Origin of the sequence: Hyphomonas sp. TMED31 (assembly GCF_002172815.1) — a bacterium.
GTDB classification, from domain to species: domain Bacteria; phylum Pseudomonadota; class Alphaproteobacteria; order Caulobacterales; family Hyphomonadaceae; genus Hyphomonas; species Hyphomonas atlantica.
The window spans coordinates 1-12,247 of sequence record NZ_NHCK01000070.1; the positions used below are offsets into that span (position 1 = coordinate 1).

The following is a 12,247-nucleotide window of genomic DNA, read 5'->3' on the forward strand; positions in this document are numbered from 1 at the left end:
CGTGGTGGCGACGCATGAGCGAAGACGTAAAATCTCCCAGCACCCTGCCTGCCTTCCTGTCGCTGTTCACTTCAACCGGAACACTGATCTGCTGCGCCCTACCGGCCCTGCTGGTCAGCATCGGCGCCGGCGCGGTGATGGCAGGCCTGATCGAGGCCGTGCCGCAGATCACCTGGCTCGGCAAGAACAAGGGTCTCGTGTTCGGCGTCGCAGCGTTGATGATCGCGTTGGCTGGGGCCTGGCAATGGCATGCAAGGTCGCTGCCCTGTCCAATTGACCCGGTGAAGGCACGGGCGTGTACGCGCGCGCGCCAGCTCAGTTGGGTCGTCTGGTGGGTCAGCGTTGTCGCATTTCTGGTTGGCGGGTTCTTCGCCTTCTTCGCGGCAAGCCTGTTCATCTAAGATGTTCAGGGCCCGGCTGGAAAAGTCGGGCCCTTCATCCTAATCCTGCAGGATCTCTCCGAGACAGGCCGAGATGGTTTCAGCCGTGTCTTCATGCGTGAAGAAGGTCTTCAACTGCCAGTTCTCATCCATCAGATAGAGCAGCGACGTATGGTCCATTGTGTATTCGGACTGGCTTTCAGATTGCTCTACGCGAGAAAAGTCCGACAGGAACTCATCCGCGGCCGCGCGAATTTCCTCTGGCGTGCCCGTCAGGCCGACGAGGTTTTTCGGAAAGCGCGGCGCCTTCACATAGCTGGCCAGAACTTCGGGCGTGTCCCGTTCCGGATCCACCGAAATGAGCAATGTCTGCGGCGGCTCAACACTTTCGGGCAGCTGCTCATAGGCGCGCTCCACATTGACGAGCGTCATCGGGCAGACGTCCGGGCAATAGGTGAACCCGAAATAGATCAGCGTCGGACGACCTTTGAAATCGGCTTCCGTCACGCGCGCCCCGGAATCGGAGACGAGTGAGATCGGCCCGCCAATCTCCGGATAGGCACGGCTGAGGCAACTGGCCTGCGCACCTCCGGACTTTACCGCTCCGGCGGAGTCTTTCTCCGGCGCGCTGGCGGGAGAGCAGGCGGCCAATACGGCGGTGGCGAGCAGGGCGGATGACGTTGCAATCGATCTGAGCATCATAGGGGGGATATGCGCCGCAAGCGGCGCTTGGCGCAAGCGTCACGCTGCCGCATAAGGCGCTAATGGATGATTTGGCCCGCGACGGACACATAGATCTCGACGATGCGATCTTCACCCTTCCCCCAGAAGGGTTGGGCTCGGCGCAATCCGCCCTCGGGCGCACGCGCTTGCGCACTTTCATCACGCTGCGCTGGCTGGCCGTGGCCGGGCAAACGGCAGCGGTATTGTTCGTGTCGTTCGGACTTGGCTTCGAAATGCCGCTTGCGCTCTGCCTGTCGATCATTGCGGCGTCGGCCTGGTTGAACGTGTTCCTGTCTTTTGCCTTCCAGAGCCAGCGCCTGACGCGCGGGTGGGAGGCGACCCTGCAATTGGCATTCGATACGGTACAATTGGCTGCGCTGATCGCCGCGACGGGTGGACTGTCAAACCCGTTCCTGTTGCTTCTGGTTGCCCCCGTGACTGTTGCTGCGCTCAGTCTCAGCTCGTTCAGGGCCTCCCTTATCGCTTTGCTTGCCTTGGTATTGGCGGCCCTGATGCCGCTTATTCACATGCCCCTGCCCTGGGGTGTGGCGAACTCTTCGATTGCGCTGCCGCCTCTGTTCCAGCTTGGCCAGTTCGCAGCCCTTGCTGTCGGTGTGGTCTTCTTTGCCTTGTCAGCGGCGCGGGTCAGTCAGGATGAGGCCCGGCTCGTGCGCGCGCTCGATGCAGCGGGGGTCGTCATGGCGCGCGAGCAACGCCTGTCCGCGCTCGGTGCAATGTCTGCAATGACCACACATGAGTTGGGAACCCCGCTTGCCACGATCCATCTCGTCGCGAAGGAATTGCAGGCGGATCTCGACCCCGAGGATCCGCGCGCCGAGGACATTATCCTGATTGCCGAACAGGCCGACCGGTGCCGCGCGATCCTCGCNACGATCCGTGAAGCGCGCGAAGCNACCGACATCGTGCATGCGCGAATCCCGCTGGATGCGCTGGTGGCCGAGGCCGCTGCGCCATTCAAGGGGTTGGGCGTGGATCTGACCGTCCGGGCGGAACCTGCTGAAGATGGCACACCACGTGCGCCGACCCTGAAACGCAGNCCGGAAGTTTTGCACGCGCTGGGTGCCTTCATCGAAAATGCGGTGAGTTTCGCCGATACGCGCGTGAACGTCGTGGCGACTTGGACTGCAGACCAGATCATGGTCACAATCAGCGATGACGGCCCCGGCTTTGCCGCCGAAGTGCTGCCGAAACTGGGCGAGCCCTATGTCTCTCAACGCGGCGAGGCGCATCTGGGCGGGGGTGACATGGGGCTTGGATTCTTCATCGCCAAGACGCTGATTGAGCGCACAGGTGGCCGCATTGCGACGCGAAACCGGACGCCGCCGAAACGCGGCGCTGTGGTCCAGACCCTGTGGCCACTGACTCTTTTGCAGGCGCCTGACTTGGATTAAGTGACGGTTCAGACCTATATGGCCAATATTACACCAAGGATAAGATCATGGATCGGCCAGTTAACGTAAATCTGCACGAGAGCCTCAAGGATGTTGAGGACCGCTCCTGTCTCGTCATGGATGATGATGGCCCCTTCGTGCAACGTATGGCCCGTGCCCTGGCTCAGCGCGGTTTTGTGGTCTCTGCGGTATCTTCGGTCTCTGAAGGCAAGGATATTGCCCGTCTTAACCCGCCCGCTTTCGCGGTTCTGGATCTGCGCCTGGAAGATGGCAGCGGTCTTGATGTGGTGGAAGTCCTGCAAAAACACCGTCCTGACGCGCGCGCAGTGATCCTCACCGGATATGGCGCAATTGCGACAGCAGTCGCCGCTGTGAAGGCCGGAGCCGTCGATTACCTGTCGAAGCCAGCCGATGTTGACGATATCATCCGTGCGCTCACGGCTTCNCCAGACGAAAAACCTGCCCCGCCGGAAAATCCGATGTCTGCGGACCGTGTACGTTGGGAACACATTCAGCGCGTGTACGAATTGTGTAATCACAATGTTTCCGAAACGGCACGTCGCCTAAACATGCACCGGCGCACACTGCAGCGTATCCTCGCAAAACGGGCCCCCCGGTAAACCTGAANCTGCAGCAGTGTTGCCAGAATACGTCGGTTTCGCTCGTGCAGCTCAGCTATCAGCTAAATGAAGTTGCGTCGCATTCCAGCGGGTTGGTAACTGCCNCGCATGAAACAGAATTCGCGCTGCGTCGCCCCGCTCATTCTTGCCTCGCTTGCCCTGCCCGCCGCCGCCCAAACCGGTGACACGGCGCAAAGGCTGGACACAATCGTCACGACTGCCACGCCGAGCGCAGCGCCGCTTTCAGACATCCCCATGTCTGTCAGTGTAATCGATAGTGGCGACCTTTCACTGGCTGATGCCTATGTCAGCGCGGAAGACGTGACCGACCTGCTGACGGGTGTCGAAGCCGCCGTGGCCAATGGCACGCAAGTGGCCTTTCAGATACGTGGCGTTGGCGCGGTCGACCATCAGGCACTCACCCCAACAGCGGCAGCTGTTTATTCCGATGGCGTTTATCTTGCGACGAACGTGCAGACCGGATTGATGCTTTACGATCTGGACCGAATTGAAGTGCTGAAGGGCCCGCAAGGCACGCTGTACGGACGCAACGCCTCCGGTGGGGCGATCAATTTCATCACGGCCCGGCCGGNCAATGACCAGCGCAGATATGTCCGTCTTGGCTATGGCAATCTGAACCGCATGGACCTGGATGGCGCATATGGCGACTCTTTCGATTCCGGGTTCAGCTATCGNCTCGCCGGGCGCTACCTGTCCCGTGATGCAGCTTTGGACAATGTTGCAGGGCCAGAGGCCGCAGGTGGTGAGCGTGACGAGTTCGGCGTACGGCTAGGCCTCAATTGGGACAGCGTCGCGGATGGATCACTTTTGCTGCGCACGCATTATGAAGAGGATAATGGCGTCAACGCCGCCCCGCGTAATGACACCCTTGATCTGGACGATCATGAAATCGCGGTTGGCAGCGACGGCATTCAGGATACGGACAACGAATTCTACGGCATCTCAGCCGAATACGCGCGCGATATTGGGCGCTGGGCACTCACATCCCTGACGGCGTTTGAGGGCTATAATCAGGAATACGGATTTGATTTCGACGGCGCGGTCGCACTGTTTGGCAATCCGAACTTCAACGCCAACCTCGCCTACCTCCGAGACTTCCGCCAATATTCGCAGGAAATCCGACTGCACACGGATTGGGATGGCGGCAGCACCATGATTGGTGTGTCGGGATCAATTGAGAACTTCAGCCAGACCTACACAATCTGGTGCGGCGAACTCGACGCCGACACCCTGTTGGGAACCTGCCCCTATGTTGGCGCAGCGAGCCGCGCTGGCCCCACCCCCGTGTCTGATACCGCTGCCATGACGCTCGTGACAGACATCCGTCAGGATCGCTCCACCCTTGCGGCGTTCACGCACAATGAGTTCGACCTCTCCGACAGCCTGACCGCGACGCTGGGCGCGCGCATTACGCGTGAGGAAATCGAGGGACAAGGCAGTGGGCGGCATATTTTTGAAGATGGCACCATTGGCTACAACAATGTGGGCGGGCTCGGCCTAGCTGCAGGGTCGAATGAAATTGAAGAGACATATCTCTCAGGCCACGCCGCCCTATCCTATGCGATGGAACATGGAACGGCCTATGCGTCCGTCTCCAACAGCTACAAGTCGGGCGGCTTCAATGGCGAAGTCCAGAACAATGTGACCCATTTCGCGGATGAAGGCCTGTTCGATGCGGAAACCGTGACGGCCTATGAGATCGGATATAAGGGGAAGACAGACCGACTGACCTATGCGGTCGCCGCCTTTGCACAGGACTATTCTGACCCGCAGGCCCGCATCTTCGTGAACTTTGTGTTGCCGGACGGCTCCAGCATCACCTCCAACTCCCTCTCCAATCTGGACAAGGCGATTTCCTATGGGATGGAGGCTGATTTCAATTGGCAGGCCACAGAGCAATTGGCCCTGCAAGGCGCACTCACCCTGCTCGAAACCGAAATTGATCAGGAATCCGACATTGGCGGCAATGCAGACACGTTTGACGGCAACCCCCTTCCCTTTGCACCTGACGTGTCAGCCACGTTCGGTGGCCAGTATGAATTTGCGGCCACGGACACGATTGATGGACGCATTTCCATTCATGCCAAATATCGCGGTGACTATTATCTTGATCCGGAAGGCTTGGAGAGCCGCATGCAGGAAGGCTTCACAACCCTGCAAGCCGAAGCAAGCTTCACCCTCAGAGACACGGGCGTCACGCTCACAGCCTGGGGTCGGAACCTGACAGATGAAGACTATGCCGTGTCCGGGTATGGCTTCATCGGCTATGACACGTTCCGGTCTGACCCGCGCACCTATGGCCTGCGGATCGGATACGAATTCTAGCCATCAGTCCGGACAGCCGCCCGCATCAAACCTCAANGCGCGGAAGTTGACTGGATCACCGTTGGAATAGTTCAGNGCGTAATAGGATTCGGTCTCGGTCACGCAAAGCGACATCTGCTCTGCCTGTGACCGGAGATGCGTGAGTTCATCCTGAATGGGCGGCTCGGCCTTGCGGTCTTCCAGATTGACCAGATAGACCACCGGATAGGCTGAAAGATCCTCAGGCAGGTCGAGCGGCGTCTCTGGCGGATGCAGATTCTGTGTGCCCAGCGTGAGCACATAGGACGGTTCTGCATAGCCGAGCGCCAGAATACGCTGTGGCGCTTCCCACGCACATGCCTCACCCGGCACACCGCACACATCCTCCAAGGCAAGACGCGCCGTCTCTGTCGGCTGCACCCAAATCTGGGTTGGCAACATGAAAATGCGAACATGCCAGCCAATCGCCACGGCGGCATAGATGGCAAACATGGCCGCATTGCACTCATGCCNGCGGCTGAACTCGATAATCGCGACGCCGCACAGCGCAAAGCCGATCCACCAGAACCAGAGCGGGAATTCCCGATAGTCCGTCCAAGTCTCCAACACATCCTTGGGCAGCGCCGTCGAAAAGTCGCCTGCCGTCTCTGCCATGAAATAGGTCGTGACCCCGGGAAAGGAGACCGCCAGCAACAGGATGGCACCGAGAGCGAACAGTGCAATGGACACCCACCGCGTGACCGGCAGGAACTCACCTTCCATCATGCGTGTCGAGGCATAGCCCGCCATGAGCCCAAACGCCGGGTAAGCTGGCAGAATGTAGTGGCTGAGCAGCGTCGGCATCAGCTCNAAAAAGGCGTATGTCAGCAGAGCCCAGGCGACGAGCAAGCGCATGGCACGCGTCTCGTCAGGAATCACCTCCTCGCCCACAGGCCACCGCGCCATCCATGTGTCACGGCCCGACAGCCACCAGAACACGCCAATGAATAGCGCAGGCCAAGCCGGAAGCGGTTTCAATGATGCAACTGAGTTCAAGGCGCTTGCGATCATCCCATCGCCTTGCGGGCGCGGCATGAAGGGCAACACATAATTCAAGGCAAGCAGTCCGACGAAGATCGCACCGCTGACAAGCACAACATGCTTCAACCAGGCTTGCCCGCGCGGACGGCTGGGCTTTAGCCGTTTCCACGCCGCCACGAGCCCCGGAACGAAGAACAAGGTGGCCGGGAAGAACCAGGCCGGAATGTGCGTCAAATGATAAAAAGGCCAACCGCCGTGCCCTTCGGACGCGCCAGTGAACTTGTCTTTCAGATCCTTGCCAACCGCGCCCTTGATGTATTGCCCGTCGGTCGCCGCCTGAATCCACAGGAACCAGGGCAGCACCATCGCCACGAAGATCGCGGGCCCCGGCCACCATGTCAGAACGCGCCACCAGTCGCCGCCCTTCCCATCTGTCGCCTTGGCCCAGACCCAGGCGCCCATGCCGGCATAGGCCGCCACCATAGGCGTAACTGGCCCCTTGATCAGGAAGCTTGTGCCCATGCAGGCCCAGAACAGTAGCGCCATCTTCTTGGACTGGTCTCGGCGCATATAGAGGCGCGCCAATGCGCCAATGCTGAGCGTCGTCAGAAAAACCAGAACGCCATCGGTTTTCGAAATGTGTGCTTCCGAAGTCAGCAGCAGGGTCGCCCCAAACAGGGCCGAACCGACAAAGCTTGCCCTGCGACCGACCAGGACCAGCCCGGTCCAGAAACAGGCAAGTGTGCCGAACGCTGCGCCGAGCCAACTGGGCACGCGATATGTCCAGATCTCTTTTGCCTCCGAGCCGGTGAAGACAGCCGTCGATGCCGCCTGCAGCCAGTGAATACCAGCCGGCTTCTTGTTGCGAAGCTCGTCCTGATACTGGATGCGGATGTAGTCCTTCTCTTCCAGCATCTCCTTGGAGGCCTGCGCAAACCGGCTTTCATCCCTGTCCAGCGCGGGCAGGTTGAACACGCCCGGCGCGGCTGCCCCGAAGGTCAGGATGAACAGGACAACCCACGGCTTCCAGCCGGTCGACAGTCGATCAAGCAAAGTCATAAATGCCGTTTACCGTGTTCATCCCGGCGCGTCTTCATTGTTTTGCGCTGAGTTTCAGTAAGCGATAGATGCGCCATAGGGCTCGCCTTGCGTCAAATCGCTTTGTATGAGCGTGCGAAACCTGCCTCGCGCGCGTGCGCGATTCCCCTGCTGAAAGGTGCCAGCCATGGCCCAGTCACTCGAATTTTCCATTGTCGTTCCGGTTCACAATGAATCCGGCAATGTCGAACCCCTGGTCACCGAGATTCATCGCGCGCTGGATGGCCGCGCCTTCGAGATGGTGTTTGTGGATGATGCATCCAGCGACGATACACGTGCACGTCTCGTGGACCTGAAGGCGCGTTTTCCAATGCTGCGCGTCATCAGCCACCGCAAGAATGCTGGCCAGAGCCGCGCTATACGGTCCGGTATCCTCGCCGCCCGCGCACCAGTGGTCGGCACACTTGATGGCGACGGTCAGAACGACCCGGCCGACCTGCCAGATCTCTACCGCCAGCTGACACGCGCTGACGCACCGGAATCCCTGAAAATGGTGATGGGGCGCCGCACCAAGCGCAAGGACACCGCGTGGAAACGCTTCGGCAGCACATTTGCCAACAGGATCCGCAAGCGTATGCTAAAAGATGATTGCGATGATGCGGGCTGCGGCGTGAAGGCGATTTATCGCGACGCGTTCCTGCAGCTTCCCTATTTCGATCACATCCATCGCTACGTCCCTGCCCTGATGCGGGCGGAGGGGTTCGATGTAGAATATCGCGATGTGAACCACCGCGAGCGTGGCTCCGGCAAGTCGAATTACACCAATTTTGGCCGACTGGCTGATGCCCTGTCTGATCTTCGCGGCGTCATGTGGCTGATCCGCCGCCGTCGCAATCCGGGCGGCATGGACGAGCTTTAGCCTGGCGTTTTCAGGGCAAGGAAAAACCCCCGCCGGCCATCGCCGACGGGGGTTTTCCAATTTGGGTCGGAAGGGTCAGGCCTGTCCGCTGACAGCGAGCACGTCTTCGACCGTGCGCAGGCCCGGCTTCGGCGAGGTGACCAGCACGGCCATGTTGCCCGGAAGGTGCTTGTTATCCAGCATCTTCTCATGCGCTGCCGGAATGTCTGCCCAAGGGAAGACCTCCGACATGCCGGGATCAATCCGGCGATCAATGACCAGCTTGTTGGCGGCCGAAGCCTGTTTCAGGTTTGCAAAGTGGCTGCCCTGCACCCGCTTCTGGCGCATCCAGAGGAAGCGCGCATCCATAGTCAGGTTAAAGCCTGTCGTGCCGGCACAGATCACAACCATGCCGCCACGCTTGACGACAAAAACCGACACGGGGAACGTGGACTCGCCCGGATGTTCGAACACGATGTCGACATCCTGCTTGCCGGTGATTTCCCAGATCGCTTTGCCGAATTTGCGGCTTTCCTTCATGTAGTCGCTGAATTCCGGGCCGTTCACCGTGGGCAATTGGCCCCAGCAATTGAAGTCTTTCCGATTCAACACGCCTTTCGCGCCAAGCGACATGACGTGGTCGAACTTGTCATCTGACGAAACGACGCCAATCGCGTGCGCACCGGTGACAGCACAAAGCTGAACCCCAAAACTGCCAAGTCCGCCGGATGCGCCCCAGATCAGGGCGTGCTCACCGGGCTTCAAAATATGCGGGCGGTGTCCGAACAGCATCCGGTAGGCCGTTGCGAGTGTCAGCGTGTAGCAGGCGCTCTCCTCCCAGGTCAGATGTTTCGGACGCGGCATGCACTGACGCGCCTGAACGCGGCAGAATTGCGCAAAAGAACCGTCCGGAGTCTCATAACCCCAGATGCGCTGGCTCGGCGAGAACATCGGGTCGCCGCCATTGCACTCCTCATCATCGCCATCGTCCTGGTTACAGTGGATGACAACTTCATCGCCCGGCTTCACGCGAGTCACCTTGCGGCCGACCGCCCAGACAATCCCCGCGGCGTCTGAGCCTGCGATGTGATAATCCTGCTTGTGAATATCGAATGGCGAAATCGGCTCGCCCAGCCCGGCCCAGATGCCGTTATAATTCACGCCAGCTGCCATGACGAGCACCAACACCTCGTCGGAATCGATCTCCGGCACAGGCACTTGCTCAAGCTGCATCGCCGTTGACGGTCGACCGTGGCGCTCCCGGCGAATTGCCCAGGCATGCATCATTTTCGGTACATGGAACTCCGGCGGGATCTCACCGAGTTCGTAAATGTCTTTTGTCTCCCTTGCCATGGCAGGGGGGCCCTCCTCCTTGATTACACTTCCGGAACGCATTGGCGCACATTTTTCATGTCTTCACAAAACATCCGGTTCCCGCCACCTTGGCCGCTGAGTGTGACGCATGCAAGAATTTTGTTGCGCTGCACAAAAATCAGCAAGGGGGCGTTGCATTCATGCCAATGGGCGACATCGTATATCTGAACGGCGCATTTACCCAGCGGCAGGATGCGCGGATTTCCCCACTGGATCGAGGATTCCTTTTTGCTCATGCCGCCTATGAAGTAACTGCAGTCTATGGCGGACGATTGGTCGATTTCGAGGGCCACGTTTCACGGCTCCGTAACACGCTGGACGCCATCGCCATCCCGAACCCGCACAGCGCCGCTGACTGGGAAGACCTGCATGTACAGCTCCTGCACAGGAACGGTTTGCAGGAAGGTCTGATCTATTTGCAGGTCACAGCCGGTGCATATGACGGACGCGACTTTGCCGGGCCGGATGTCTTCACACCGACCGTACTTCTTTTCGCCGATCATCGCCCCTTGATCGGTCCGGTTGCGGAGCATGGAATTCGCGCGATCTTCCTGAACGATATTCGTTGGCGGCGGCGCGACATCAAGACAACCCAGTTATTGTCTCAGGCCCTCGCCTATAGATCCGCGCGTGAAGCGGGCGCGCAAACCGCGTTCATGGTGGAAGATGGATACGTTACCGAAGCCGCCTCAGCCAATTCGTGGATCGTGACCGAGGACGACCAGATCATCACCCGCAACCTGTCCAGCGACATTTTGCCCGGCATTACGCGCGCACATGTTATTGCCCGCCTGAGAGATCGAGGCCTCACCGTGGAAGAACGCGCCTTCACTCCCGATGAAGCCTATGCTGCGCGGGAGATCTTCACCACCTCGGCCGGTGCGATGATTGCGCCTGTGGTCCAGTTGGAAGACCGCCCTGTCGGCGACGGCAAGCCCGGCCCGGTAACCCGTCTTGTACAGCGGCTATATTATGAAGCGCTGGGCGCAGACGTCTCCAAGGTGGCCGCCTGGGCCCTCGCCTGAAGCGTGTGGCGCACTTTCAGGCCCAAAATCACACTCGCCAGAAGGATTGTAACCAAGTTGGCGATGATAATCGGCATTGAGTTGAGCAGGAAGCCGTAGACCAACCAGCCCGTCACGCCCGCCGTGAACATCGTGTACATGATCAGGGAAATGCCGTCCGTCCGGCCGGTCCGGATGACCATCAGGGCCTGTGGCAGGAATGAAAGCGTGGTGAGGGCAGCGGCCACAAGGCCGATCATGTCAGTCATCGCCGGAAACTCCGTGTACGCAGGGGCGCTATACCTGATTTCAGGTAGCCGCGAAATGTCCAGAAAGCCGTAGCAAATATGGGGATGTTTGCGCTAACGGATTTCACACAGGAAGATGGCTATTCCTTGTCGATGATCTCGCCTTCGATGATTTCTCCGTTGCCTTCCCCTGCTCCGGAACTTGCGCTGTTGGAAAAGCCTGTATTCATCTGGCTCATCACTGCCGACACTTCCTGTGTTGCGATGCGCGCACTGAAAGTATTTGCCAGCAGGGCGATGCCCGTTGTCGCGCAGAATAGCCCGACATCCACCGCGCCATATCCGCGCGCCAGGGACGTCTCTCGAAACAACGCAAACACGCCGAGGCAGACAATGAACAATCCTGCCAGCAAACCCGCACGCACGGCGAACCCTGGCAGCAGTCCCGTCACTGCGGGATACCCTTCATGGCCAGTCAGTCGATGCAACCGGAAACGCTCAACCCAGCTGGCCAGAAGCATTCCGGCCGCCAACGCCGCCACCATCAGCACGCTGCGCTCCAGAAGCGCCGCGACGACCACGCCAAGCGGAAAGATGAGGATAGCGATTATCCGCAGAAGCAAGGCGGACTGGATCAGACTGGTCGGCTGGTTCACGTATTTCTCCTCTCGCCTCCATCTGGTTGCTCTGACATCCTGACGCAAGCATGCACGCTTGCCTTGTGTCGTTTCACACGGCATGTTGCGGCGCAACATAATAAGGGGAGAATTCCGTGGCAGACATGGATAAAGCATACCAGCACACGCCGGACCGCCCGTGGATCTTTCGGACCTATGCGGGCCATTCCACGGCGACGAAATCCAACGAGCTCTATCGCGGCAATCTCGCCAAGGGCCAGACAGGCCTGTCGATCGCCTTCGACCTGCCCACACAGACCGCCTATGACGCCGACCACATCCTTTCAAAGGGCGAAGTCGGCAAGGTCGGCGTGCCCGTGAAGCATCTTGGCGATATGCGCCTGCTCTTCGATCAGTTGCCGCTGGAAGAGATGAACACCTCCATGACGATCAATGCGCCGGCGGCCTGGATGCTGGCGCTTTACGTCGCACTGGCAGATGAACGCGGAGATGATCGCAAGAAGCTGCGCGGAACGACCCAGAACGACATTGTTAAGGAGTATCTCTCCCGCGGAACCTATGTGTTCC

At 59.5% G+C, this 12,247-nt stretch carries 12 protein-coding genes; 7 read left to right on the top strand and 5 right to left on the bottom strand.

Annotation, left to right across the window (positions count from 1 at the left end; genetic code table 11):
* Window positions 1-14: 14 nt before the first annotated feature.
* Window positions 15-401, top strand: a complete 387-nt coding sequence (locus tag CBB91_RS10680) for a hypothetical protein (protein ID WP_273014037.1) — start codon at window positions 15-17, stop codon at window positions 399-401.
* A 39-nt stretch (window positions 402-440) separates the two neighbouring features.
* On the opposite strand, the gene CBB91_RS10685 is transcribed toward CBB91_RS10680, so the two are convergent.
* On the bottom strand, window positions 441-1,082 hold the full coding sequence (locus tag CBB91_RS10685; RefSeq protein WP_273014033.1) for an SCO family protein: 642 nt from the start codon (window positions 1,080-1,082) through the stop codon (window positions 441-443).
* 62 nt (window positions 1,083-1,144) lie between these two features.
* Between CBB91_RS10685 and CBB91_RS10690 the strand changes: the two genes are divergently transcribed.
* The 3 genes from CBB91_RS10690 (at window position 1,145) to CBB91_RS10700 (ending at window position 5,481) form a co-directional block, all read left to right on the top strand.
* Window positions 1,145-2,515 (top strand): ActS/PrrB/RegB family redox-sensitive histidine kinase, encoded by a 1,371-nt coding sequence (locus CBB91_RS10690; RefSeq protein ID WP_273014034.1) that lies wholly within the window; start codon window positions 1,145-1,147, stop codon window positions 2,513-2,515.
* A gap of 47 nt (window positions 2,516-2,562) precedes the next feature.
* Window positions 2,563-3,135 (top strand): ActR/PrrA/RegA family redox response regulator transcription factor, encoded by a 573-nt coding sequence (locus CBB91_RS10695; protein ID WP_035549182.1) that lies wholly within the window; start codon window positions 2,563-2,565, stop codon window positions 3,133-3,135.
* Window positions 3,136-3,243: 108 nt separating this feature from the next.
* Window positions 3,244-5,481, top strand: coding sequence for a TonB-dependent receptor (locus CBB91_RS10700; protein WP_273014035.1), 2,238 nt, complete (start codon window positions 3,244-3,246; stop codon window positions 5,479-5,481).
* Window positions 5,482-5,484: 3 nt separating this feature from the next.
* Here the strand turns inward: CBB91_RS10700 and CBB91_RS10705 are convergent, their stop codons facing one another.
* Entirely contained in the window at window positions 5,485-7,539 is a 2,055-nt protein-coding gene (locus tag CBB91_RS10705) for a glycosyltransferase family 39 protein (RefSeq protein WP_273014036.1), read from the bottom strand.
* Window positions 7,540-7,705: 166 nt separating this feature from the next.
* On the opposite strand from CBB91_RS10705, the gene CBB91_RS10710 reads away from it, so the two are divergent.
* Window positions 7,706-8,437, top strand: a complete 732-nt coding sequence (locus CBB91_RS10710; protein WP_035549191.1) for a glycosyltransferase family 2 protein — start codon at window positions 7,706-7,708, stop codon at window positions 8,435-8,437.
* Between the two features lie 75 nt (window positions 8,438-8,512).
* Here CBB91_RS10710 and ccrA read toward each other — a convergent pair whose 3' ends face one another.
* Window positions 8,513-9,769 (bottom strand): crotonyl-CoA carboxylase/reductase, encoded by a 1,257-nt coding sequence (gene ccrA / locus CBB91_RS10715; RefSeq protein ID WP_035549350.1) that lies wholly within the window; start codon window positions 9,767-9,769, stop codon window positions 8,513-8,515.
* Between the two features lie 167 nt (window positions 9,770-9,936).
* On the opposite strand from ccrA, the gene CBB91_RS10720 reads away from it, so the two are divergent.
* Window positions 9,937-10,815, top strand: a complete 879-nt coding sequence (locus CBB91_RS10720; protein WP_241764144.1) for an aminotransferase class IV — start codon at window positions 9,937-9,939, stop codon at window positions 10,813-10,815.
* Here the strand turns inward: CBB91_RS10720 and CBB91_RS10725 are convergent.
* On the bottom strand, window positions 10,761-11,063 hold the full coding sequence (locus CBB91_RS10725) for a SemiSWEET transporter (RefSeq protein WP_051602507.1): 303 nt from the start codon (window positions 11,061-11,063) through the stop codon (window positions 10,761-10,763). The genes CBB91_RS10720 and CBB91_RS10725 overlap by 55 nt on opposite strands.
* Window positions 11,064-11,182: 119 nt before the next feature.
* Entirely contained in the window at window positions 11,183-11,698 is a 516-nt protein-coding gene (locus tag CBB91_RS10730) for a hypothetical protein (protein ID WP_273012583.1), read from the bottom strand.
* 125 nt (window positions 11,699-11,823) lie between these two features.
* Here CBB91_RS10730 and CBB91_RS10735 point away from each other — a divergent pair.
* On the top strand, window positions 11,824-12,247 hold a 424-nt coding region (locus tag CBB91_RS10735; protein WP_273014038.1), incomplete at its 3' end, for a methylmalonyl-CoA mutase family protein.

Excerpts from the sequence above, each read along its gene's own strand:
- CBB91_RS10720 (WP_241764144.1), top strand. The coding sequence starts at position 9,937 with ATGGGCGACATCGTATATCTGAACGGCGCATTTACCCAGCGGCAGGAT.
- CBB91_RS10710 (WP_035549191.1), top strand. The coding sequence starts at position 7,706 with ATGGCCCAGTCACTCGAATTTTCCATTGTCGTTCCGGTTCACAATGAA.
- CBB91_RS10680 (WP_273014037.1), top strand. The coding sequence starts at position 15 with ATGAGCGAAGACGTAAAATCTCCCAGCACCCTGCCTGCCTTCCTGTCG.
- ccrA (WP_035549350.1), bottom strand. The coding sequence starts at position 9,769 with ATGGCAAGGGAGACAAAAGACATTTACGAACTCGGTGAGATCCCGCCG.
- CBB91_RS10725 (WP_051602507.1), bottom strand. The coding sequence starts at position 11,063 with ATGACTGACATGATCGGCCTTGTGGCCGCTGCCCTCACCACGCTTTCA.
- CBB91_RS10685 (WP_273014033.1), bottom strand. The coding sequence starts at position 1,082 with ATGATGCTCAGATCGATTGCAACGTCATCCGCCCTGCTCGCCACCGCC.